General features: G+C 69.9%; 18 protein-coding genes. 4 read left to right on the top strand and 14 right to left on the bottom strand.

What is annotated here, in order from left to right:
* Window positions 1–172: 172 nt before the first annotated feature.
* From ACRX5W_RS07630 to ACRX5W_RS07615, 4 genes are all read right to left on the bottom strand, one after another.
* Entirely contained in the window at window positions 173–1,861 is a 1,689-nt protein-coding gene (locus ACRX5W_RS07630) for a ribonuclease J (protein ID WP_436787172.1), read from the bottom strand.
* A gap of 100 nt (window positions 1,862–1,961) precedes the next feature.
* Window positions 1,962–2,861: a 4-hydroxy-tetrahydrodipicolinate synthase gene (gene dapA, locus ACRX5W_RS07625; protein WP_436787171.1), complete on the bottom strand. Its 900-nt coding sequence runs from the start codon at window positions 2,859–2,861 to the stop codon at window positions 1,962–1,964.
* A gap of 318 nt (window positions 2,862–3,179) precedes the next feature.
* The gene (gene thyX, locus ACRX5W_RS07620; RefSeq protein ID WP_436787170.1) at window positions 3,180–3,917 is read right to left on the bottom strand and encodes an FAD-dependent thymidylate synthase; all 738 of its coding nucleotides are present in this window, start codon (window positions 3,915–3,917) and stop codon (window positions 3,180–3,182) included.
* Window positions 3,918–4,036: 119 nt separating this feature from the next.
* Window positions 4,037–4,606: a hypothetical protein gene (locus ACRX5W_RS07615; protein WP_436787169.1), complete on the bottom strand. Its 570-nt coding sequence runs from the start codon at window positions 4,604–4,606 to the stop codon at window positions 4,037–4,039.
* A gap of 227 nt (window positions 4,607–4,833) precedes the next feature.
* On the opposite strand from ACRX5W_RS07615, the gene ACRX5W_RS07610 reads away from it, so the two are divergent.
* A complete protein-coding gene (locus ACRX5W_RS07610; RefSeq protein ID WP_436787168.1) occupies window positions 4,834–5,370 on the top strand; it encodes an N-acetyltransferase family protein in 537 nt (178 codons plus the stop codon).
* Window positions 5,371–5,385: 15 nt separating this feature from the next.
* Here ACRX5W_RS07610 and ACRX5W_RS07605 read toward each other — a convergent pair whose 3' ends face one another.
* From ACRX5W_RS07605 to eccD, 6 genes are all read right to left on the bottom strand, one after another.
* Window positions 5,386–5,835: a hypothetical protein gene (locus ACRX5W_RS07605; RefSeq protein WP_436787167.1), complete on the bottom strand. Its 450-nt coding sequence runs from the start codon at window positions 5,833–5,835 to the stop codon at window positions 5,386–5,388.
* A gap of 22 nt (window positions 5,836–5,857) precedes the next feature.
* Window positions 5,858–6,610 (bottom strand): 4-hydroxy-tetrahydrodipicolinate reductase, encoded by a 753-nt coding sequence (dapB, locus tag ACRX5W_RS07600; RefSeq protein ID WP_436787166.1) that lies wholly within the window; start codon window positions 6,608–6,610, stop codon window positions 5,858–5,860.
* Between the two features lie 58 nt (window positions 6,611–6,668).
* The gene (locus tag ACRX5W_RS07595) at window positions 6,669–8,027 is read right to left on the bottom strand and encodes a M16 family metallopeptidase (protein WP_436787165.1); all 1,359 of its coding nucleotides are present in this window, start codon (window positions 8,025–8,027) and stop codon (window positions 6,669–6,671) included.
* Complete coding sequence (locus tag ACRX5W_RS07590; protein WP_436787164.1) at window positions 8,024–10,237, bottom strand: polyribonucleotide nucleotidyltransferase; 2,214 nt, start codon at window positions 10,235–10,237, stop codon at window positions 8,024–8,026. The genes ACRX5W_RS07595 and ACRX5W_RS07590 overlap by 4 nt, the downstream gene beginning before the upstream one ends.
* Before the next feature lie 432 nt (window positions 10,238–10,669).
* A complete protein-coding gene (gene rpsO, locus ACRX5W_RS07585; protein ID WP_231774070.1) occupies window positions 10,670–10,957 on the bottom strand; it encodes a 30S ribosomal protein S15 in 288 nt (95 codons plus the stop codon).
* Between the two features lie 173 nt (window positions 10,958–11,130).
* Window positions 11,131–12,582, bottom strand: a complete 1,452-nt coding sequence (eccD, locus tag ACRX5W_RS07580; protein ID WP_436787163.1) for a type VII secretion integral membrane protein EccD — start codon at window positions 12,580–12,582, stop codon at window positions 11,131–11,133.
* A 390-nt stretch (window positions 12,583–12,972) separates the two neighbouring features.
* Between eccD and eccCa the strand changes: the two genes are divergently transcribed.
* Window positions 12,973–16,953: a type VII secretion protein EccCa gene (gene eccCa / locus ACRX5W_RS07575; RefSeq protein ID WP_436787162.1), complete on the top strand. Its 3,981-nt coding sequence runs from the start codon at window positions 12,973–12,975 to the stop codon at window positions 16,951–16,953.
* Between the two features lie 297 nt (window positions 16,954–17,250).
* Here eccCa and mycP read toward each other — a convergent pair whose 3' ends face one another.
* From mycP to eccB, 4 genes are all read right to left on the bottom strand, one after another.
* Complete coding sequence (gene mycP, locus ACRX5W_RS07570; RefSeq protein WP_436787161.1) at window positions 17,251–18,486, bottom strand: type VII secretion-associated serine protease mycosin; 1,236 nt, start codon at window positions 18,484–18,486, stop codon at window positions 17,251–17,253.
* A 200-nt stretch (window positions 18,487–18,686) separates the two neighbouring features.
* On the bottom strand, window positions 18,687–18,977 hold the full coding sequence (locus ACRX5W_RS07565; RefSeq protein ID WP_436787160.1) for a WXG100 family type VII secretion target: 291 nt from the start codon (window positions 18,975–18,977) through the stop codon (window positions 18,687–18,689).
* A 52-nt stretch (window positions 18,978–19,029) separates the two neighbouring features.
* Window positions 19,030–19,341: a WXG100 family type VII secretion target gene (locus ACRX5W_RS07560; protein WP_436787159.1), complete on the bottom strand. Its 312-nt coding sequence runs from the start codon at window positions 19,339–19,341 to the stop codon at window positions 19,030–19,032.
* Between the two features lie 221 nt (window positions 19,342–19,562).
* Complete coding sequence (eccB, locus tag ACRX5W_RS07555) at window positions 19,563–21,062, bottom strand: type VII secretion protein EccB (protein WP_436787158.1); 1,500 nt, start codon at window positions 21,060–21,062, stop codon at window positions 19,563–19,565.
* 254 nt (window positions 21,063–21,316) lie between these two features.
* Here eccB and eccE point away from each other — a divergent pair, with 254 nt between their 5' ends.
* A complete protein-coding gene (gene eccE, locus ACRX5W_RS07550) occupies window positions 21,317–22,504 on the top strand; it encodes a type VII secretion protein EccE (protein ID WP_436787514.1) in 1,188 nt (395 codons plus the stop codon).
* Window positions 22,501–23,199 (top strand): hypothetical protein, encoded by a 699-nt coding sequence (locus tag ACRX5W_RS07545; protein ID WP_436787157.1) that lies wholly within the window; start codon window positions 22,501–22,503, stop codon window positions 23,197–23,199. Before eccE ends, ACRX5W_RS07545 begins: the two co-directional genes overlap by 4 nt.
* Window positions 23,200–23,264: the final 65 nt, after the last annotated feature.

The raw sequence follows: 23,264 nt of genomic DNA, 5'->3' as shown, positions 1-23,264 counted from the left end.
GCTTCGCCATCGCATGATCACGCAGGAGAACCGGGCGCTGTCCCTCCGGCCCGAACCCCCACCGAGCCGCAACGGAACCACCAAGGCCCGCACCGGAGAAACCCGGTGCGGGCCCGCTCTCAGCCCTTCGTTGTCGGAGCCTCCCGCCGCCGCCCCGAACCGAGGATCAGATTCAGACCTCGACGACCACCGGCAGGATCATCGGCCGCCGCCGGAAGGTGTCGCTGACCCACTTGCCGACCACGCGGCGCACCTGCTGCTGCAACTGATACGGATCGGCGACCCCGTCCGCCGCCGCCCGCGTCAGCACATCCTCGATGCGCGGAATGACGTCGTCGAACTTCGCGTCGTCGATACCCGACCCGCGTGCGGTGATCTGCGGCCCGCCGACGACCTTGCCCGTCGACGAGTCAACGACCAGGAAAACCGACACGAAGCCTTCGTCTCCGAGGATCCGCCGGTCCTTGAGCGACGACTCGGTGACGTCGCCGACCGACAGGCCGTCCACGTACACGTATCCCGCCTGCACCTTGCCCGCGACACGGGCGACACCGTCGACCAGGTCGACGACGACCCCGTCCTCGGCGATGACGATGCGGTCCTTGCGCACGCCGGTCTTCTGCGCGAGCTCGGACGCCGCCCGCAGGTGCCGCCACTCGCCGTGCACCGGCATGAAGTTGCGGGGCTTGGCGATGTTGAAGAAGTACAGAAGCTCACCCGCCGACGCATGGCCGGAAACGTGCACCTTCGCGTTGCCCTTGTGCACGACGTTGGCGCCCCAGCGCGTCAGCCCGTTGATGACCCGGAAGACCGCGGTCTCGTTGCCGGGGATCAGCGACGAGGCGAGCACCACCGTGTCGCCCTCGACGATGCGGATCTGTTGGTGGTCGCGGTTGGCCATCCGCGACAGTGCGGCCATCGGCTCGCCCTGCGAGCCCGTGCACACCAGCACGACCTCGTCGGGCCGCAGATTGTCGAGCGTCTTGACGTCGACGATCAGTCCGGCCGGCACCTTGAGGTACCCCAGATCGCGGGCCACGCCCATGTTGCGGACCATCGAGCGGCCGATGAAGGCCACTTTGCGCTCGTAGGCGTATGCCGTGTCCAACACCTGCTGGATGCGGTGCACGTGGCTGGCGAAGCTGGCCACGATGATGCGCTGGTCGGCGTCCGCGAACACCCGGTCGAGCACGCCCGCGATGTCGCGCTCGGGCGGGATGAAGCCGGGGACCTCGGCGTTCGTCGAGTCGGCCAACAGCAGATCGATGCCCTCTTCACCCAGACGGGCGAAGGCCGGCAGATCCGTCAGCCGCCCGTCCAGCGGAAGCTGGTCCATCTTGAAATCGCCGGTGTGGACGACGAGCCCGGCGGGCGTCCTAATCGCCAGCGCCAGCGCGTCGGGAATCGAGTGGTTGACCGCGATGAACTCGCAGTCGAACGGCCCGAGCCGCTCCCGGTCGCCCTCGGCGACCTCAAGCGTGTACGGGCGGATGCGGTGCTCGTTGAGCTTCGCCTCGATCAGCGCCAGGGTCAGCTTCGACCCGATCAGCGGGATGTCGGCCTTCTCCCGCAACAAGTAGGGCACGGCACCGATATGGTCCTCGTGCGCGTGCGTGAGCACAATTGCTTCGATGTCGTCCAGCCGGTCCCGGATCGCGGTGAAGTCCGGCAGGATCAAGTCGACGCCGGGCTGCTCTTCCTCGGGGAACAGCACCCCGCAGTCGACGATCAGAAGCCGCCCGGCGCACTCGAAGACGGTCATGTTCCGGCCGATCTCGCCGAGACCGCCCAGAGGGATGACGCGCAGTCCGCCCTCGGGAAGTTCCGGGGGCGGTCCGAGTTCCGGATGCGGATGACTCAAGTTCTCTCCTCGCCACGCGGGCACGCCCGATCGCATCGGACGGCCCGCGCAAGTGATGCGTTCAAGCCCGGACGAGAAGTGTTCTCATCCGGGCACTTTCTTACAGATGTACCCCACCCGCCGCGAGATCCTGCCTCAGTCGGGCGATCTCCTCTTCGGTCGCCTCGACCAGCGGCAGCCGCAGCGTGCCGGCGATCAGGCCCTGTGCGGCAAGGGCGGCCTTGCTCAAAATCACACCTTGGGTGCGGAAGATTCCTGTGTAGACCGGCAGCAGGCTCTGGTGGATCTCGCGCGCCTTGGCGACATCGCCGGCCAGATACGCGTCCACCATCGCGCGCAGCTCCGGCGCCACGACGTGTCCGACGACGCTCACAAAACCGACCGCGCCGATCGAAAGCAGCGGCAGGTTGAGCATGTCGTCACCGCAATAGATCGCCAGGTCCGTACGCGCGAGCACCCACGAGGCCGCGCCCAGGTCCCCCTTGGCGTCCTTGTTCGCCACGATCCGAGGGTGCTCGGCAAGCCGGACGATCGTCTCCGTCTCCAGCGGCACGCCCGTGCGACCGGGGATGTCGTAGAGCATCACCGGCAGTTCGGTGGAATCCGCGACCGTGACCGTGTGACGGTACAACCCCTCCTGCGGGGGCTTGCTGTAGTACGGCGTCACCATCAGCAACCCGTGCGCTCCGGCCGCCTGGGCATCGCGCGCCAGTTCGATGCTACGCGCCGTGTCGTTGCTCCCGGCCCCCGCCACGACGAAAGCGCGGTCGCCCACGGCCTCCACCACGGCCCGTACCAGCGCGGCTTTCTCCGCGCCGCTCGTGGTGGGCGACTCGCCCGTGGTGCCGTTGAGAACCAGGCCGTCGTTGCCTGCGTCGACGAGATGCACGGCCAGGCGCTGGGCGGCGTCCAGGTCGAGCGAGCCCTCGGCGGTGAACGGCGTCACCATCGCGGTGAGCACCCTGCCGAAAGGGGTCTGAGAGGTGGAGGTCGGAGCCATGCTGCAAACGGTACCGGGCCCGGCGCCAACAGGTCTGTAGCAGCCCATATTCCGGTCCCCGCCAAGACAACCTCCGCCACGGCTCCCGCGCCGCGAGCGGCCGGCCCCCACAGGGCCCGTCACCCCCACACACGAAGGGACCCCGGCGCTGCCTGCTCGGGGGTTCAAGCAGCGCCGGGGTCTCCTTCAGTATCAGGCACATGCGCGAAAAATGCCGGGTAGTGACGCGAAAAAACTTGTACGTCACCCTTTGTGCCGATTTGAGAACGCATGGCTTTCGACCCGGCACTATGCTGCGCCCGGATCACCCCCGAACCGTCAGGGAGCGACCCGTCCGTTCGCGTTGAACGCGGCGTACGTCAGCGGCATGAGCTCCGCCCAGGCCGCCTCCATCTTCTCGGCCACCATCTCGATCTCGCGCTGCGGGAACGACGGGTACGCCGCACCGTCATGACGCGTCCGCAATCCCAGGAAATGCATCAGAGAACGCGCATTGCACGTCGCGTACATCGACGAGTACAACCCCACCGGCAACACCGTTCGAGCGACCTCGCGGGCGACGCCCTCCCCGAGCATCTCCCGATACGCCCGATACGCCTGCTCGTACGCCTCGCGCGTCGCCTCCCCCACGACCTTGTGCTGCTCCGCCGAACCCGCCACGAACTCGTACGCTCCGGGCTTGCCTTGCTGAACCAGTTTGCGCTCCTCGCCAGGCACATAGAACACCGGCTGCAACTCCCGGTAACGGCCCGACTCCTCGTTGTACGACCACCCGACCCGGTGCCGGTGGAACTCCCGGAACACAAAGATCGGCGCACTGACGAAGAACGTCATCGAGTTGTGCTCGAACGGACTGCCGTGCCGGTCACGCATCAAGTAATTGATGAGCCCCTTGGACCGCTCCGGGTCCTTGCCCAACTCGTCGAGCGACTTCTCACCCGCTGTCGACACCCTGGCGGCCCACAGGACGTCCTGGTCTCCGGCGCTGTGCTTCACCAACTCCACGGTCACATCACTGCGGAAACGGATCTCGGACTCGTGGAATGCGTCTGTCACGCGAGTTGCTCCTCAGCCGACCTTCACCAACATCAACAACCCCGGTTCGGAGTCGCCCTCAGCCTAACCAGAGCGACAGCCCCCTCCGCGACGGCCGTGGACGCGCCGACGGACGGAGGTTACTTGGCGCTTCCGGTGAACCTGGCGCCGCCCGAAAGCGGGTCGCGGATGACCACCGTAAGCGCGCTCAGGTGCTCAGGACTGACGTATACGAACCAATCAACGGTGTCGGTGGAACCCTTCACCAGCATCTTGCCCAGTTGCGCCTTCTTTGCCGGGCCATCGATTTCGTTGCAGCGTTGGGGGGGCTGACCGCACGCGTGAACCTGAACGTCGATGCGATAGGGCCACAGTTCGTTGTCTGTGCCGTTGGTGATGCGTGTTCGTACGACCACGGGGACCAACTCGCTCCGCACCGAGGTGTCAAGCGACCGATCGATGCGGGCTTCGACCACCTCGATGAGCGCTCCATCGCCGAGCTCGAAGGGAATGCCTCCACCAAACGTGTATGTCGTTTTCGTCGCGGATGGTTCGGGAGCCGCCGTGGCTGGTGAACTCCCTGCCGAGCCACCGGGCCTCTCCTGTGCTGTCTCGGCTCCGTTGGCGGACGATTGGCCTTCTGGGACTTTGCCCGCCCCCGCCGTCGCTGCTGCCGGTTGTTTGGGGTCGTCTTTGATCGTGGGGCCCACGGCGCAGCTTGTGGTTGCCAGTAGTAGCGCCGCGCTGGTGGTGAGGGTGCGCCACTTCCGGGAGGGCATGGGCCGGGTCCTTTCGGTGGGTGATGTGTTGGGGACAGCGTGGCATGGGGGTGGATGTCGGCGCTTCGGGTTCGGGGTGGGGGATTGCGTGTCGATCCGCAGACGGGGGCGGGTCGTTCGCGGCAGAATCCGCAGGGTGTTGAGGTGAAGGAGTCGGCATGACGGACGTGAGCGTGCGAACCGCGCGGGCGGAGGACGGTCCGGCGCTGGGGGTGGTCCAGGCGACCGCGTGGCGGGCGGCGTACGAGGGGGTTCTGCCCGAGGCGGCCTTGGAGCCGTTTGATCCGGAGGTGCTGGCTGCCGGGTGGGGGCATGCGGCGGAGCATCCGCCGACGGCGTTGCACCGGGTGTTGGTGGCGTGCTCGGGTGCGGAGCCGGCGGGGTTCGCGGCGGTGATTCCGGCGCAGGACCCGGACCTGGGCGCGGGCGTGGCCGAGCTGAGCATTTTGGTGGTGGCCCCGGCGGAGCAGCGGAGTGGGCACGGGTCCCGGTTGCTGGCGGCTGCGGTGGAGCATGCGCGGGAGCAGGGGGTGTCCGCGATGGTGATGTGGGTGCTGGAGCCGGACGCGCCGCTGCGTGCGTTTTTGGAGGGTGCCGGGTGGGCGACCGATGGGGCGCGTCGGGAGTTGGAGGTGGATGAGCGCGGGGCTCAGCGGGTGAGCGAGTGGCGTCTGCACACGGATTTGACGGGGTGACGGGGTGGTGAGTGGTCAGCGGCCTCGCTCGGCCCTGTGGAGCTTGATGGCCCGGAGCATGGCCTTGCGTCCTCGGGCGTTGTCGCGGGCGTCGGAGTAGGCGACCGCGAGGCGGTACCAGGCGCGCCAGTTTTCCGGGTCGGCTTCGGTTTCGGCTTTGCGTTTGGCGAAGACTTCGTCGGCGCTGTGGCGGCTTATGCGTCCGTCGGCCGTGCGTTCGAGGGTGTCGGGGGGCAGTTCGCCTTCGGCTTCGAGTTCGCGGGCGAGTTGCTGCATGGTGAAGCCGAAGCGCAGTTCGCGCCAGATGTACCAGACGCCCACGACCGGGATCGCCAGCACCGCGACGCCGAGCAGGACGACGGTGGGCCTGCCGTCCTTGATGGCGATGACGCCGCGGCTGCCGACGAGCAGCACGTAGAAGACCAGGACCCCGATGAGGACGAGGGCGGTGACGCGTTGCTTCACGGGCGTGTAGTCCTCGCGTCCCCTAGTCCAGGTCCAGGAAGTGCTCCAGGCCCAGCGTGAGGCCGGGTACGGAGCCCACTCGCCGGACGCCCAGGATGACACCCGGCATGAACGAGGTCCGCTCGAACGAGTCGTGGCGGATGGTCAGCATCTCGCCCGCGTCGCCGAGCAGGACCTCTTGGTGGGCGACGAGTCCGCGCAGTCGGACCGCGTGCACCGGGATGCCGTCGATCGTGGCACCGCGGGCGCCGTCGGGGTCGTCGGTGGTGGCGTCCGGCACCGGCGGGAGGTCGGCGGCGCGGCGTGCCTCGGCGACCAGTTCGGCGGTCCGGCGGGCGGTGCCGCTGGGCGCGTCCACCTTGTTGGGGTGGTGGAGTTCGACGATTTCGACGGACTCGTAGAAGCGCGCGGCCTTCGCGGCGAACTGCATCATCAGGACGGCGCCGATACCGAAGTTCGGGGCGATGAGGACGCCGACGGCCGGGTGCTCGGCGAGCCGGGCGCGCACCGTTTCGAGGCGGTCGGGGGTGAAGCCGCTGGTGCCGACGACGGCGTGGATGCCGTTGCGGATGCAGTAGTCCAGGTTGTCCATGACGACACCCGGATGGGTGAAGTCGACGGCGACCTGGGTGCCGTTCTCGGCCAGGGCGTCGATGGTGTCGCCCTGGTCGACGCGTGCGACGAGTTCGAGCCCGTCGGCCGCCTCCACGGCGGCGCAGGCTTCGGCGCCCATCCGGCCCTTGGCCCCGATCACGGCGACCCGCAGCGCGGTCATGTACTTGGCTCCTCGTTCTTTGGCTTGTCCGGTGCACGCCCGGGGGCGTCGCGGAGGGTCAGGACACCGCCCCGGCGAACGCGTCGGGGTCGGGGAACGGTCCGACGAGGGCAAGCGTAGGACGTGCCCCGAGGATGTCCCGCGCCACCTCCCGGACCTGGTCTCCGGTCACCGCTGCGATGATCGCGAGTTGGTCGTCGACGGACAGGTGCTCGCCGTGGACGAGTTCGCTCTTGCCGATGCGGCTCATCCGGGATCCGGAGTCCTCCAGGCCGAGCACGAGCGACCCGTGCAACTGGCCGATCGCGCGGCGCAGTTCCTCTTCTCCGATGCCGTCCGCGACGACCTTGTCGAGTTCGTCGCGCACGATGCGCAGGACTTCGTGGACCTTGCCGGGGAGGCAACCCGCGTACACGCCGAAAACGCCGAGGTCGGCGAATCCGGAGGTGTACGAGTAGACGGAGTACGCCAGGCCGCGCTTTTCGCGGATCTCCTGGAACAGCCGTGAGCTCATGCCGCCGCCGAGCGCCGCGTTGAGCACCGAGAGTGCGAAGCGGCGGTCGTCGGAGCGTGAGACGCCCGGCATGCCGAGCAGCAGGTGGGCCTGCTCGGTCGGGCGTTCGAGGATGCGTACGTTGCCGCCCCCGCGGACGGGTCGTTCGCCGCCGCGCGGGGGTGTCGGCGTCGCGTCGAGGTCGACCGGGACGTCCGCGAAGGCCTTCGTGACCAGCCGGACCACTTTGGCGTGGTCGACATTGCCGGCCGCCGTGACCACCATGTGCGGCGGCCGGTAACGGCGCCGGTAGTATCCGGCGATCTGCGAGCGCGTGAGGGCGTTGACCGAGTCGACGGTGCCGAGGACCGGGCGGCCGAGCGGCATGTCGCCGAGGAGTGCCTCGGAGAACAGTTCGTGCACGAGGTCGCCGGGGTCGTCCTCGTTCATCGCGATCTCTTCGAGGATGACGCCGCGCTCGCTGTCGACGTCCTCCGACCGGATGAGCGAGGCCGTGACCATGTCGGAGACCACGTCGATGGCCAGCGGCAGATCGCTGTCGAGGACACGGGCGTAATAGCACGTGTACTCCTTGGCGGTGAAAGCGTTCATCTCACCGCCGACCGCGTCGAGCGCCGCCGAGATCTCCAGGGCGTCGCGCTTGGCGGTGCCCTTGAAGAGCAAGTGCTCCAGGTAGTGCGTGGCCCCCGCGAGGGCGGGGGTCTCGTCGCGCGACCCGACGCCGACCCAGATGCCGAAGGTCGCCGAGCGGACGCCGGGCATCGCCTCGGTGACGATGCGGAGTCCGCCGGGGAGCACGGTGCGGCGGATGACGCCGCCGTCGTCGCCCTTGAGCAACGTCTTGGTGGAGCCCGGCCGCTGCACGTACGCGGCGACCGGGCTCCTGTCAGCCGTCCTGGTCACTTCGCGGCGTCGTCTCCGGACTCTTCTTCGCCCTCGACCACCGGGACGAGGGAGAGCTTGCCGCGCTGGTCGATCTCGGCGATCTCGACCTGGACCTTGTCGCCGACCTTGACGACGTCCTCGACGTTCTCGACGCGCTTGCCGCCGGCCATCTTGCGCAGCTGCGAGACGTGCAGCAGGCCGTCCTTGCCCGGCATGAGCGAAACGAACGCGCCGAACGTCGTGGTCTTGACGACAGTGCCGAGGTAGCGCTCTCCGACCTCAGGCATCTGCGGGTTGGCGATCTGGTTGATCACGTTCCGCGCGGCCTCGGCGGACGGGCCGTCGACGGCGCCGATGTAGATCGTGCCGTCGTCCTCGATCGTGATGTCGGCGCCGGTGTCGTCCTGGATCTGGTTGATCATCTTGCCCTTGGGGCCGATGACCTCGCCGATCTTCTCGACCGGGATCTTCACCGTGATGATGCGCGGCGCGTACTGCGACATCTCGTCCGGCGTGTCGATGGCCTCCATCATCACGTCCAGGATGTGCAGGCGGGCGTCCTTGGCCTGCTTGAGCGCGGCGGCGAGCACGGAGGCGGGGATGCCGTCGAGCTTGGTGTCGAGCTGGAGCGCGGTGACGAACTGCTTGGTGCCGGCGACCTTGAAGTCCATGTCGCCGTACGCGTCCTCGGCTCCGAGGATGTCGGTCAGCGTGACGTACTCGGTCTTGCCGTCGACCTCGTCGGAGATCAGGCCCATCGCGATGCCCGCGACCGGGGCCCGCAGCGGAACACCGGCGTTGAGCAGCGACATCGTGGACGCGCAGACCGAGCCCATCGAGGTCGAGCCGTTCGAGCCGAGCGCCTCGGAGACCTGGCGGATCGCGTACGGGAACTCCTCCCGCGACGGCAGCACCGGCAGCAGCGCACGCTCGGCGAGTGCGCCGTGGCCGATCTCGCGGCGCTTCGGCGATCCGACGCGGCCGGTCTCGCCGACGGAGTACGGCGGGAAGTTGTAGTTGTGCATGTAACGCTTGCGCGTCTCGGGGTTGAGCGTGTCGATCATCTGCTCCATGCGCAGCATGTTGAGCGTGGTGACCCCGAGGATCTGGGTCTCCCCGCGCTCGAACAGCGCAGACCCGTGGACGCGCGGCACGACCTCGACCTCGGCCGCGAGCGTGCGGATGTCGGTGAGGCCGCGGCCGTCGATGCGGACCTTGTCGCGCAGCACGCGCTGGCGCACGAGCTTCTTGGTGAGCGCGCGGAAGGCGCCGCCGATCTCCTTCTCGCGGCCCTCGAACTGGGGCAGCAGCTTCTCGGCGGCGAGGTCCTTGACCCGGTCGAGCTCCGACTCGCGAGCCTGCTTGCCACCGATGGTGAGCGCGGCGGCCAGCTCGTCGGTGACGGCGGCGGCGAGGGCCTCGTACACGTCGTCCTGGTAGTCGAGGAAGACCGGGTACTCGGCGGTCTCCTTGGCTGCCGTCTCGGCGACCCGGGCCTGGGCGGCGCACAGGGTCTTGATGAACGGCTTGGCCGCCTCAAGGCCCTCGGCGACGATCTCCTCGGTCGGAGCGACGGCGCCGCCCTTGACCAACTCGGTCGTCGCGGTCGTGGCCTCGGCCTCGACCATCATGATCGCGACGTCGCCGTCCGGCAGGACGCGGCCCGCGACGACCATGTCGAAGACGGCGCGCTCCAGCTCGGTGTGCGTCGGGAAGGCCACCCACTGGCCGTCGATCAGCGCGACGCGGACGCCGCCGATCGGGCCGGAGAACGGCAGCCCGGCGAGCTGCGTCGACATCGAGGCCGCGTTGATGGCGACGACGTCGTAGAGGTGGTCGGGGTTGAGCGCCATGACCGTCGCGACGATCTGGATCTCGTTGCGCAGGCCCTTCGCGAAGGACGGGCGCAGCGGGCGGTCGATCAGGCGACAGGTGAGGATCGCGTCCTCGGACGGCCGGCCCTCACGGCGGAAGAACGAGCCGGGAATCTTGCCGGCCGCGTACATGCGCTCTTCGACGTCCACCGTCAGGGGGAAGAAGTCGAGCTGGTCCTTCGGGCGCTTGGAAACAGTGGTGGCCGACAGCACCATGGTGTCGTCGTCCAGGTAGGCCACCGCCGAACCTGCGGCCTGGCGGGCCAGGCGGCCGGTCTCGAAGCGGATCGTACGGGTGCCGAAAGTGCCGTTGTCGATAACGGCTTCGGCGAATGTCACGTCGGTACCCTCCACGGGGCACCCTCCTCGTCGCGTCAAGGGAGTGCGCGCCGTGCGCGACGAGTCGGCTTCGGCCGGGCCGGTCTTCGATCGAAGCCACCGGGTCGGTTCCGGCCGGACGGCCGGGCGTCCCGGGGGCCACTACCGAGGACCGGCGCCTTGGGCCGACGCCTGTGCCGCGATGCGGCACTCCCGGTGTTCGTGCTGAAAAATCCGGTGAACTCGGTGAGTTCCCAGAACTCGGTGAGCTCGGTGATGCGGTGGAGCTGTCGGTACGTGCCGGGGCCGCGATCCCGTCGGTTCCCGGCTGGGCCCGGGATTCCGGCGGGACATCCGAACCCGGATGGCGCCGTGTCGCGCACGACACCCTTGGGCACAGCCTACAAAAACCGCGTGCTTATACGGCGAAGGAGCGGCTTCGCATAAGCCGCTCCTTCGCCGTCGTGTTCAGCGAACGCCCGTGGAACCCGCGCGGATCCCGAGCCGGGCGATCAGCGAGCGGTAGCGCTCGATGTCGACCTTCGCCAGGTACTTCAGGAGACGGCGACGCTGACCGACGAGCAGCAGCAGGCCGCGGCGGCTGTGGTGGTCGTGCTTGTGCTGCTTCAGGTGCTCGGTGAGGTCGTTGATGCGGCGCGACAGCAGCGCGATCTGGACCTCGGGGGAGCCGGTGTCGCCTTCCTTGGTGGCGTACTCGGCCATGATGCTCTTCTTTGTTGCGGCGTCCAGCGACACTGCTGCTCCATTCGAGTGAAAGAGTGAGCGCCCCCGGTCTGCTTCACGGGGGAACTTCGGTGGCTCACGTGCGCCGCTCGGTCGAATCATCCGGGCAGCACACGCACCGGGCTCTGCGGTCCGGTGGGGAACACCACACTAGCAGTACGCGAAGACGGCCAGTGGCCGGTGTCTCATCCGGTGATGTTGCGCAGCGTGCCGTAGACGTCCAGCACCGCGAGGCACAGCGGGATCACCGCGGCCAGCAGCATGCCTTCGAGGATGTCCATCGCGCGGCCCCAGAACGGCGAGAGTCCCCGGGCCGGCACGGTGACCGCGATCAGGCCGAACACCGCACCCAGTCCCACGAGCAGGCCGAAGATCCAGGCTTGCCCCTCGGCATCGGTGACCTGCGGGGTCATTCCGGCGAACAGGAAGACCAGCGACAGCGCCCCCGCGCCGAGCAGCAGGACGACCTGAGCGGTGTGCCGGAACAGGCGGGCGCGGGTGAGCAGGGCGACGGCGAGCGCGGCGGTGAGCACCTGCGGCCACAGCGAGGACCTGTTGCTCAGAAGCAGCGTGGAAGAGGCGACGACAAGCGCGCAGGCACCGACGAGGCCGGTGAGCATCTGGTGTCCGGCCCGGGCGCGGGCGGCAAGCGCCTCGTGGTCGACCGGATCGTCGGCGGCGGCCCGGGCGGCGGCGGGCGCGTCCGGCGGCAGGAAGCCGATGGGCAGCCGGGCGAGCCGCACCGACCATGACGGCAGGAACGCCACGGCGGCGAGAGAGACGACGCCGGACACCGCGGCGGCGTCGTGCGGGGAGGCGTCGGCGGCGATCAGGCCGAAGGCCGTGAGAATGCCCGCGGCCCCGGCGCCCGCGCCCGCGACGTAGGGGGCCTTGCGGGCGGGCACCAGCGCGGCGATCAGTGCGGCGACGACCATCACGGCCCCGCACGCCGCGAGGAACTGCACGCGGCCCGGGCCCTCACCGGCCTCCGGTCGGATGGCGCCGAGGCCCGCGTAGAAGGCATTGGGCAGAGCCGCGAGACCAAGGACGGTGGCGGCTCCGGAGTCGTCGTAGACCCTGGCGCGTGCGCCGGCGACCGCGGCCGACACCAGTGCCAGCACCGCGGCGAGGAGGCCGGCCGCGGAGTGGGGTTCCGCGGTACGCCACAGCGCGACCGGCGCGAGGCTGAGGAAGACGGCGGCTCCGGACAGACCGGCGATCCGCAGCAGTTCCGGCGACCAGAGCCGGTGGTCGGCGGTGACGGACGCGGCCACGGCGTCGACGACGTCGTCGTAGACGGGCTCGGGCAACGCGTCGGCGAGCGCGGTGAAGCGCAGCAGGGCGCCGTCGTGCACGGCTTGCGCGCTCAAGGGGCGCGCGCTGTCGAGGATGCTTCCGTCGACCCGCATCAGGTGGAAGCCGGTGGGCGCGCCGGCCGCCTGGGCTCGACCGGACAGCCGCAGGATCTCGGGGTAGAGGTCGGCGAGCGGCACGTCCTCCGGCAATGCCACGTCGACGCGGCAGTCCGGGGCGACGATGGTGACCCGGACGAGTCCGGTGCTGACGGTGACGGTCGACGGTGCGGCGGCGGCCGCGTTTCCGACGGCGGTTCCCACCGTGCCGACTGCTGCACTCACCCGGCGGCTCCCCCTGCTTCCGGTTCGGACTGGGCCGCCGAGGCGCGATGGACATGCGCCGGGGCGACTGACGACGCACTCTAACGGACCGCCGGTGCCGTCCGGGGTGCCGGAGGGGGTTGTCCACAGCCGTGCGTCCTGCGAACCGGCGTGTCACTCACAACCGCGCGTTGTCCACAGTCCGAGGTCACACGGTCTGTGACCCCAGGATGCCAACCAGTAGTATCGGCCATCGCCTCGCGGCTTTCCCAGTCCGGAAACGCCCGCCGGGTGACGCGGCGACGACCCTTACGGGGTGGGTTGGTCCCAACTCGATCCCCCGTGTCCGTTCGCCGCAGTGCGCCGGTGCACCGGCGCCTCGACGCACGCGTGAATGGGGGGTGATGCCGCGTGACCGTCGTCATTGTCCGACGGCCGCCGAGGGTGTTTCCGCCGGAGGTTCCGGGGGACGAGGTCGTCCTGGAACCACCGCCGGAACTGGAGCGCCCGCAGGACCAGGGCTGGATGAACAGCCTGCTGCCGATGACGACCATGCTCGGTTCGGTCGGCTTCCTCTTCATGCCGGGCGCCAACAAGATGATGTACGTCATGGGCGGCCTGATGATGGTCTCGTCGCTCGGGATGGTCGTAGCCGGCATCGTCCGCATGCGCCGCGGCAACACCCCCGCGATGCTCGACGCGCGGCGTGACTACCTGCGCTACCTCGACCAGCAGCGCGGCCGGGTGCGCCGTACGGCAAGCCGCCAACGCGGCGCTCAGCTCTATACGCACCCGGCACCGGACCAACTGTGGTCCGTCGTGGCCGGTGGCCGCAGGCTGTGGGAACGCCGGGCGGGCGACGCGGACTTCGCCCAAGTACGGCTCGGCACCGGGCGCCAGCGCCTCGCGACGCCGTTGGTCGCGCCGTCGACGGCGCCCCTCGACGATCTGGAACCGCTGTGCGCCGAGGCCATGCGGCGATTCCTGTCGACCCAGTCGATGCTGGACGACCTGCCGATGGCGGTGTCGCTGCGCTCGTTCTATCACCTGACCGTCTCGGGCGATCCGGACACCGTCCACGGAGTGACGCGCGCGATGCTCGCGCAGTTGGTCACGCTGCACTCGCCGGACGACGTCGTGCTCGCCGCCGCTGTGCACCCGTCCCACGAGGCCCGGTGGGACTGGATCAAGTGGCTCCCCCATGCGCAGCACCCGACGGAGACGGACGGCGCCGGGCCGCGCCGCATGATCGTCGACGACCTCGGCGAGGTGGAGCGGCTGCTGGGCGACCACCTGGTGAACCGGCCCCGCTTCGCCCCTGCGGGGCCGCCGGTGCTCGACCAGCCGCACGTGGTCGTGGTGTTGGACGGCGCCACGGTGCCGTCCGGCTCGGCGTTGGCCGGCGCCGAGGGGTTGCAGGGCGTGACCGTGATCGAGGTGGTCGCTGGGCCGCTCGACGAACTGCGCGGCGGCCTGGCGATCGTTGTGGAACCTGAGCGCCTGGTGCTGGAGTCGGCGTCGGGTACGGCGTACGAAGGGACTCCGGACGTCCTGCACCTCCACGACGCGGAAGCGCTCGCCCGTGCGCTCGCGCCGCTGCGGCTGTCCAGCACGGACGGCGACGAACCGCTCATGGCGAACCTCGACTTCACCGAGTTGATGGGCGTCGGCGACGCCGCGGCGGTCGATGTGACGCGCACGTGGCGCCCACGCGCGCCGCACGATCGCCTGCGGGTGCCCATCGGCGTGGGGGAAGGCGGCGAGCCGGTCCATCTCGACCTGAAGGAGTCCGCCCTCGAAGGCATGGGGCCGCACGGCCTGTGCGTGGGGGCCACCGGGTCCGGCAAGTCGGAGCTCCTGCGCACGTTGGTGCTGGGGCTCGCGATGACGCACAGCTCGGAGATCCTCAACTTCGTGCTCGCCGACTTCAAGGGCGGTGCCACGTTCTCCGGGATGTCCGACATGCCCCACGTCGCCGCGGTGATCACGAACCTCGCCGACGACCTCACGCTCGTGGACCGCATGCGCGACGCGATAACCGGTGAGCTGACCCGCCGTCAGGAACTACTGCGGGCCGCCGGGAACCACGCCAACATCCACGACTACGAACGCGCGCGGACCGCGGGAGCCCCGCTGGAGCCGTTGCCGTCGCTCGTCATCATCATCGACGAGTTCAGCGAACTCCTCACCGCCAAACCGGACTTCATCGACATGTTCATCCAGATCGGCCGTATCGGCCGATCGCTGGGCGTGCATCTGCTGCTGGCCTCGCAGCGTCTGGAGGAGGGCCGGCTGCGCGGTCTCGACACGTATTTGTCGTACCGCATCGGCCTGCGCACGTTTTCGGCCGCCGAGTCGCGCGCGGTGCTCGGTGTTCCGGACGCGTACCAACTGCCGCCGGTACCGGGGTCGGGCCTGCTCAAGTTCGACACGGAGTCGATGTCGCGGTTCAAGGCCGCGTATGTCTCGGGCCCCTACCGCCACGCCGACCGAGGGGCCGACCGCACGGGTGGCGCGCCACGTCCGGTGCTGTTCTCGAACACCTGGACACCACAGGCGGCTTTCGTGCCCGCCCAGTCGACGGGTCCCGCCGCCCCGGCTGCGGGTTCGCCCAACGGGCACGACCTGTCCGGGGCGCCGGCGCTCGCCGACACCGTGCTGGACGTGATCGTGCGGCGCATGGCGGGACAGGGGCCGCCCGCACACCAGGTCTGGCTGCCGCCGCTGGCCGAATCCCCCGCCCTGGACGGGTTGTTCGCGTCGCTTGCGCCCGTCGTCGCGACACCGGACCGAGGGCTGGCCGCCGCGGGCTGGTCCGGCACGGGACGGCTCGGCGCCCCGCTGGGCGTCATCGACAAACCGTTCGAGCAGCGCCGCGATCTGATGCACGTCGACCTGTCGGGCGCGGCCGGGCACGTCCTGATCGTCGGAGGCCCGCGCAGCGGCAAGAGCACGCTGGCGCGCACTCTCGTCGGCTCGCTGGCGTTGACCCATACACCTGCCGAAGCCCAGTTCTACTGCCTGGACTTCGGCGGCGGAGGCTTGTCTTCGCTCGACGAGCTGCCGCACGTCGGCGGAGTGGCGGGCCGCCTCGACGCGGAGATGGTGCGCCGTATCGTCAGCGAGGTCGCGGGCATCGTCGATCAGCGCGAACAGTTGTTCGGCACACGGGGGATCGACTCCATCGCCACCTACCGTCGGCAGCGCGCCCAGGGCCGACTGCCCGGCGAGGCATGGGGGGACGTCTTCCTGGTGATCGACGGATGGACGACGATCAAGAACGACTTCGAGGCGCTGGAGCCGGTGATCACCGAGATCGCAACCCGCGGCCTCGGCTACGGCGTCCACCTCGTCGTCACCGCCGGGCGCTGGGCGGAGCTTCGGCCGGCACTGAAGGACCAGTTGCAGACACGGCTTGAGCTGCGGCTCGGCGAACCGATGGAGTCCGAAGTCGACCGGCGCACCGCCGCGAACGTTCCCACGGACGCGCCCGGTCGCGGCCTCACCCCCGACGGCCTGCATTTCCTCGCCGCGCTGCCGCGCATCGACGGTTCGAGCGATCCGGCGGACCTCGCGGACGGTACCGCCGACCTGGTGGAGCGCGCCAAAGCCGCGTGGACCGGTGCGCCGGCGCCACGCGTGCGCATGCTGCCGCGAATGCTGCCGTACGCCGACCTGCCCGACCCCGGCTCGCCGGCCGGACACGAGATTCCCATCGGCATCGACGAGGCGGCGCTCGAGCCGGTGTTCGTGGACTTCACCGCGGATCCCAGCCTGGTGCTCTTCGGTGAAGCCGAATCGGGCAAGAGCGCGTTCCTGCGTGCCCTCGCACACGGCATCAGCGCGCGCTACACACCGGCTCAGGCCCGCATCATCGCGGTCGACTACCGGCGCTCGTTGCTCGGCGCGGTTCCCGAGACCCACCTTCTGCACTATGTCGCCGCAGGTCCGGCACTCGGCCCCGTCGTCGAGCAGGTGTGCGATTCACTGAGCCGCCGCATCCCCGGCCCCGACGTCACGCAAGAACAACTGCGGAACCGCAGTTGGTGGTCCGCGCCGGACGTGTACTTCCTCATCGACGACTACGACCTCGTCGTGTCCTCGGCCGGCAACCCGCTCAGCCCGCTTCTGGAGTACCTGCCGCTCGCGCGCGACGTCGGCCTGCACCTGGTCATCGCACGCAGCTCGGGCGGCGCGTCCCGCGCGATCTACGAGCCTGTGCTCCAGAAGCTGCTCGACCTGGGCACCGGCGGCCTCCTGCTCTCCGGCAACCGCGAGGAAGGCCCGCTCCTCGGCGGCACACGCCCCACCCGTCTCCCTCCCGGTCGGGCACAACTGATCTCGCGCCGCCGCCCCAACCAGATGATCCAAACCGCCTGGCTGCCACAGTGAGCCGCGGGATGCCGCACGGTGGGGAAACCACACGCGGCGTGACACGAGCGTGGCCGGCGACCGGGTCGGACCGGCCGACTCGTCGGACCGGTCACGGCGGCGTCAGGGCCTCGGCGACGCCGGGGACGCCGGGGACGCTCTGACGGTCACCATCTGGAAGCCGCCCCTCCGGCAAGAGGGTTGCCGAAGGGGCGGCTTGGTGTGCCGACTGCCCGCAAGGCTTCACGGCGTCTGTCGCGGGCGGCGATTCCGGGGGGCCGGTGGACGCGCAGCCTCACGCGGCTCGTTCGGTGCCGTTCAGGGGCGAGGGCGCTTGCGGGCATCGCGGAGGACGATGGCGGTGCTCGTGACGAGGAGGACGGCGGCGAAGGCGGCGCCCGCGGCGAGTGTGGCGGTCCGGCGGTCGCGGTCGGCTCGGGTGGGGCCGAAGGAGAGCGGTGCGACGTTGACGGGCGGGGCCTGGGCGGGGAGGACGCCCGTCTCGACGGGGACGGTGCCGGGCACTCCCGTGAAGGTCACGGCCTTGAGGGGGTCGACGACGCCCCACCCGGAGCCTTCCAGAGCCCCGGCCTGGCCGCGCTGTGCGGTCTCCTGGATGACGGTGGTGACCTGGCGTGCCGTCCAGTCGGGGTGCGCGGCCCGCACCAGCGCCGCGACACCGGCGGCGTAGGGGGCCGCGTAGGAGGTGCCGTCGCCGGGGCAGTGCCCGCCTCGGGGGACCGTGGACCACATGTCGACCCCGGGCGCCAGTACGTCGACGTACGCCTTCTTCTGCGAGAAAGGCGCGCGGTCGTTGTTGCGGTCGGAGGCGCCGACGGCCAGGACACCTTCGTACTTCGCGGGGTACGTGTCGAAGTTGTCCTTGTCGCCCGAGTTTCCCGCCGCCGCGACCACGACGATGTCGCGTTCGTCGATCACGTGGCGGATCGCGCGTTCCAGCGCGGGTCCGGGCGTGGCGCCCTCGGGACCGCTGGTCTCCTGCGAGATGTTGATGACGTCGGCCCCGTGCTCGGCGGCGTAGTGGATCGCGCGTACGAGCGTGTCGACGTTGCCCTTCTGTGCGTCGGTTCCGCCGTTCTGACGGATCGACAGGACCACGCTGTCGGGAGCGAGTCCGACGAAGCCGCTCTCCGGGTCCGGGCGGGCCGCGATGATGCCGGCCGCCATGGTGCCGTGGCTGTTCTCGTCGACGAGCCCGCGGGTGCCGGGCGCGAAATCGTCGGTGCCCTGGTTGCTGAGCGCCGGCGTCAGTTGCCGGTTGGTCGCGTCGACGCCGGAGTCGATCACCGCGACGGTTATGCCCTTGCCGGTCGACTTCGACCAGAGCTGGTCGAGCATGACGCGTTGCAGCGCCCAGGGCTTGCCCTTGAGCGGCGGTGCGGGGAACCGGCACTCGCCTTCGGCGGCCGGCCGCAGGCCGGTGGGTGCGTCCGCAGGCGTGCCGGCCGATGCCGGGACGCCGGTCACGGTGAGGAGAAGGCAGAAGGCGCCGAGAAGCGCCCCGGCGCTCCTGCGGCGCGAAGCAGGTACCACAGTCGTGGGAGTCCTCCGGACGAGAGCAGCCCCGCACCGCGCGAAGGTGGGGGACGGGATCGACGACCGTCCCTCCACCTTCCTTGCACAGCCGGGAACCCGGGACATGCGACGGATACACGTCCGCCGGACACGGGCGTCGGCCGCCCTTGCTCGCGCGTGCGGGCGTGCGGGCGTGCGGGCGTGGAATTCCTACCGCGTCACGTCCACATGCGGGCGTTGCTGGTCTCGGTCTGCTGGTAGAGCTCGGCCGTCTGCGTCAGGGTGGCGGCAACCTGCTCCAGCAGGTTGCACAGCTCGGTCTGCGCCGCGGTCCACTTGGACTGCCGGATCTGGTAGTCCGCGGCCGCCTGGCCTTCCCAGGTGGCGGCCACGGCGTCGATCTGGCGCTTCAGCTCGTCGAGTCGGCCGCGAATGTCCCCGTTGATGCCGCGGATCTGCTGGGCTGTCTGGTGGATCATGTCAAACGTGACGACAATGGGCGCGCCCATGGTGAAACTCCCCGTTGTGTGACGACGTGCGGTGACAAGGTCGGAAGGCGGCTCAGCCGAGGGCCGCAGTGATGCTGCTGATCTGCTGCTTGTTCGCGGCCTCGGTGTCGGCGTAGTTGACCGCGCCCTTGCCCATGAGCACGCCGATGTCGTCCAACTGCTGGTTGAGTTGCACGAGGAGGGCGTTCACCCGGGCCTGCAGGGCGTCGAAGGCGGCGAAGGCCTCACCCTGCCAACCGGCCTGCACGCTGTCGACAAGGCCGTTGAACCGCGTGATGCTTCCCCCGATCGCCGCCTGCTCGGCGTCGATCTTTGCTGCCAGCGCCTGGAGTTGCTCGGTTGTGGCCTTGAAGGACCCTGCCATGATCCACCATCCCCCATGAGTGACCGTTCGGTGTTGTGACTCTAACGGTTGTCCGCCGTCTCTCCCAGTCACACCAGCCGTCTGGTTACTCGGCTTACCCGGGTTTTGCGTCCCTCTTGCGAAACCGGGCTTGTGTCATGGGCAGTTCACGATCGGTGGAAACCTGTCCGGCAGCGTCTCAACGCCCCGCGCACTGACGCAACGCCAATTCCCTCTGCACTTCAGGAAGTCTGCGGCTTTTCGGCGTCCGCGGTGCTGAGCCGGACGCCGACCGGCATGAGGCTCGTCCACGCCCGAGGCACCGGAGTCGGCTCGACTCCTTTGTAGCCCAGGCGGATCTTCGCCTCGCTGTCCTGCCCTGGCGGCATCGTCCCGCCGCCTTCCGGCAGGTCGTTGACGATGTGGTAGCGCAGTCCCGAGTCGGTGACGAGGAACACCGGGCCGGCGTGGTCGTCGGGGCCCCCGGTCACCTCACGGATCAACGCGCCCGCTCCGGGTTCGACGTAGACCGCGCCCATGCCCGGCACCAGCTCCCGGGGCAGCGTCGTCCACGCCGACTGCCGGGTCTGCGCCACTCCGCCGCTGTAGGAGCCGGTGTACGTGTTGCACAGCGTCGTACGCCCCTCCCCGACCGGCGCCTCGACCCGGTTCACCGTCTGCGGCACCAACTCCGGCCACGCCTTGTCCGCCCCCCACAGCGCACCGGCGCGGATCGACTCCCCCAGGTCGCTGACCGCCACCGGGAACGCCGTCGGCGTCCGGTCTTTGTAGACCATGTCGCGCGCGTCGGGGCGGCTCCGCAGCAACGTCGCGACGAACGGGCTCACGGGCACCACGCCGTCCAGGGTCACCAGGTAGTAGCGTTCGCTGTCTTCGGCGACCAACACCGTTCCCACCGTGCGGTACGCATCGTCGAGGTCGGCCTTGGAGCGCTCGCCGTACCCCTCGACCTCGGGAAAGTCGATCTCGGTACCCGGCGCCAGCGTCTCAAGCCACTCCTGCGACACGGGCTGTGGCCGCACCCTGTCCAACGCAAAGGCGGCGCGGACCCGATCGTTCTTGACCTGGTACTTGCGCCCGGCCTGCACGATGTACAGCACGGGGTCCTCCCCCGGCTTCGACGGCGCCGGCCACTGCTGCACGAAGATCGCCTGATCACCCGTCAGGTCACCGAACTCCGGTGCCACGCCGAGGAAAAGACTGCGCTGCGGGGCGACGGTCAGGTCCGGTTGGCCGTCCGCGGTCACCGCCGGGCGTTCACAGACGGTCCAGGTCTTGGTCTTCCTGACCTCCCTGGCGGTCGGCAGGCGGTCGGGCGCGGTCGGGATGCCCAGCGGCGCGCCGCGGACCTCCTTGTTGATCGCCTTCTCGGGCACGAGGTTGACCTTGAACTTGCCGGGATCCAGGAGAAGTCGGCCGGAAGCGATGTTGAGCACCGGGTGGAGTTTGCCGTCGAGGTAGACGTAGCGACTCGCCGAATCGCGCCCGACGATGAGACTGCCCTTGTTCTTCCACCCCGGCGGCACTCCCGGCCGCAGCAGACCGTAGACGCCGAATCCCGTCAGGATCAGGGCGCCGATGACGATGCCCGGCAGCACTGCCCGGAAGGGTTTCGGTGCCTTCTCCTCGGATCCGCCGCCTGGTTCCGGTTGCAGGAAACCGGCCACGAGTCGGCGGCGCGCGAAGGTGTACGCCTCAAGTTGTTCGCGACGCGATGCCATCGTTCTCCCCGTCTTCGACGATCGGCGAGCGTCACCGTACCCTCTTCCCCAGCGCGCCAACGAACCCGTACCGTACGGTGTTTGGCGTCGCCGACCGCCGCGCCGTCGTACTCAGGGGGATGTACCAGGTGGCTGTTTCCGCGCCTCCGCGCCCGCCCGGCGGGCGTACGCCCGTGTCGGGCTCCGCCACGGCCACCCCGAGCCCGGCGCCGAGGTCGTCAGCGACGCCGCGGCTGCAACCCCGCCCCGGCCGCATGGGCGCGGTGCTGGTGCAACATCTCGTCGTCCTCGAAATCGCCGCGCTGCTGGTCGCGTTGCCCCTCGCCACCGAACGCGCCCTCGTGGTGCCGGGTGCGATCGCCGCGGCGGTGCTGGCCACGGCGGCGGTGGCGCGCTTCCGCAACCGCAGGCTCGTGCTGTGGCCGGGGATCCTCCTCGGCTTCCGGCGCCGGCGCCGCCAGGCCGCGGCGGCACCGCGCACGAGCGGGACGCCGGCCGACGGCATCGAGTCCGACCTCGCGCCGATCCGTGAGTGCCTGCCGAACTTGCGGGTGGGGATGCTGACCGACCGTTCGCGCCGCACGGTGGGCTTCGCCGGGGACGGTACGTTCCTCACAGCGGTGCTGCTCGTCGAGGCTCCCGACGAACCGCTGCGCCCGCATCGCGTCCACAGGCCGCTGCCGCTGTCCGCGATCGCCGACGCCCTGCGCGTGGACGACGTCGTCCTGGCCTCGGCGCAGATCGTGCAGCACAGTCGCCCGGCACCCGCGCCGCACCTGCCCCAGGAGGCGATCGCCGCCCGTTCGTACACCGAACTGCGCGAGCGCGAGGGCCTCGACGCGCCCGCGATACGGCAGACCTGGATCGCCCTTCGGCTTGATGCCGACCGGTGCCGTCCCGCGGTCGCCGCCCGCGGTGGCGGGCTGGAAGGCGCCCAGCGCACCTTGCTGCGTGCTGTCAACCATCTCGCGACGACGCTGGCCGCCACCGGCCTCTCATGCCGTCCACTTGACGAACAGACTTTGATACAGGCTCTGTTCGCAGCGAGCGGTGCGAGCCCGAGCGCGCGCAACACCGGTCGTAACGGACCGCGGACCGTCGAGACACGGCAGGCGTGGCGGTGCGACGACCGCTGGCACACCACGTACTGGATCGCGCGCTGGCCGCGCTTGTCCGAGGCGTCCAGTCCGGACCTCGTCGGCGCTCTCACCGGAACGACGGGGCCCGCGACGACGTTCTCGCTCACCGCGCAGGCGGGCGGCGGCGGTTCCGTCGCACTGACCGGGCATGTGCGCGTGTCGGCCCGCTCCGCCGACGAACTACGGCAGGCGGCAGCCGAGTTGGAGGCGCGTGCCCGACAGCTCCGGGTCGGCCTGGTCCGCCTCGACTGGGAGCAGCGCCCCGCGTTGGTCGCGACGCTCCCGTTGGGAGGTCAGCCGTGATCCGGGCCCTGCGGTCGCGCGGGCCGCGCCTGGAACGGCACGCGCTCACCGTCGAGCAACTCGGCGCCCTGAGCGTCCCGGTGAGCGACGACGGCATCGTGGTGGGCCACGATCAGGACCGCACTCCGGCGGTCCTCGGCCTGTTCCGCCCCGAACCATACGAAATCTCCTTCGTGGGCGGCGCGTACCTGGTCCAGGTCATCGCCCTGCGCGCCGCCGCGATCGGCGCGCGGGTGGCCATCGAATCCGGACGCCCGCACCTGTGGACGGCCATGGCGCAGCAGGCGGGCGGGGGCCAGCCGTGCGTCACCGTGCACCCGGTGGGCCGCCTCTCGCCCCAGGGACCGTCCGCGGCGAGCCCGGTGCTCGTCGTCCGCGACTGCGGCGCCCGCCCGCCCCGCAATCGGCTGTCCGCCACACCCTGGCAGACCACGCTCACCCTGCTTCCCTTCCTCGATCCCGCGTCCGCCGGGCGGCTCGCCGACGCCGACCTCGTGGGCCTCCAGCGCGTCTCGCCTCCGGAGGCCGAGGCCGCCGCCAGGGAACTCGACCTCCCCGTGCGCGACGCCGACGCGCTGCCGTCGCTCGCCGACGAACTCACCCTCTGGTGTACGCGGCGCGCACGCAGGTATGTTCTGCTGACGCCGACTCAGGTCGAATCGACCTTCCTGGGTCCGCCTCGGCGCCTGGACTGAGAACACCGTCCGGACCGGCGCCGCCACGGCGCGGGTCGGGAAATCCGCGTGTTCTGAGGGAACTC

The organism is Yinghuangia sp. YIM S10712 (assembly GCF_051388935.1).
GTDB lineage: Bacteria > Actinomycetota > Actinomycetes > Streptomycetales > Streptomycetaceae > Yinghuangia.
The sequence above is the reverse complement of the archived record's forward strand: the minus strand, read 5'-3'. Positions and strand labels throughout refer to the sequence as shown.

Bases quoted from the DNA above. Each gene is read 5' to 3' on its own strand.
- ACRX5W_RS07565 (WP_436787160.1), bottom strand. From the start codon at position 18,977: ATGGGCGCGCCCATTGTCGTCACGTTTGACATGATCCACCAGACAGCC.
- ACRX5W_RS07610 (WP_436787168.1), top strand. From the start codon at position 4,834: ATGACGGACGTGAGCGTGCGAACCGCGCGGGCGGAGGACGGTCCGGCG.
- ACRX5W_RS07560 (WP_436787159.1), bottom strand. From the start codon at position 19,341: ATGGCAGGGTCCTTCAAGGCCACAACCGAGCAACTCCAGGCGCTGGCA.
- dapB (WP_436787166.1), bottom strand. From the start codon at position 6,610: ATGACCGCGCTGCGGGTCGCCGTGATCGGGGCCAAGGGCCGGATGGGC.
- eccB (WP_436787158.1), bottom strand. From the start codon at position 21,062: ATGGCATCGCGTCGCGAACAACTTGAGGCGTACACCTTCGCGCGCCGC.
- eccE (WP_436787514.1), top strand. From the start codon at position 21,317: ATGGGCGCGGTGCTGGTGCAACATCTCGTCGTCCTCGAAATCGCCGCG.
- dapA (WP_436787171.1), bottom strand. From the start codon at position 2,861: ATGGCTCCGACCTCCACCTCTCAGACCCCTTTCGGCAGGGTGCTCACC.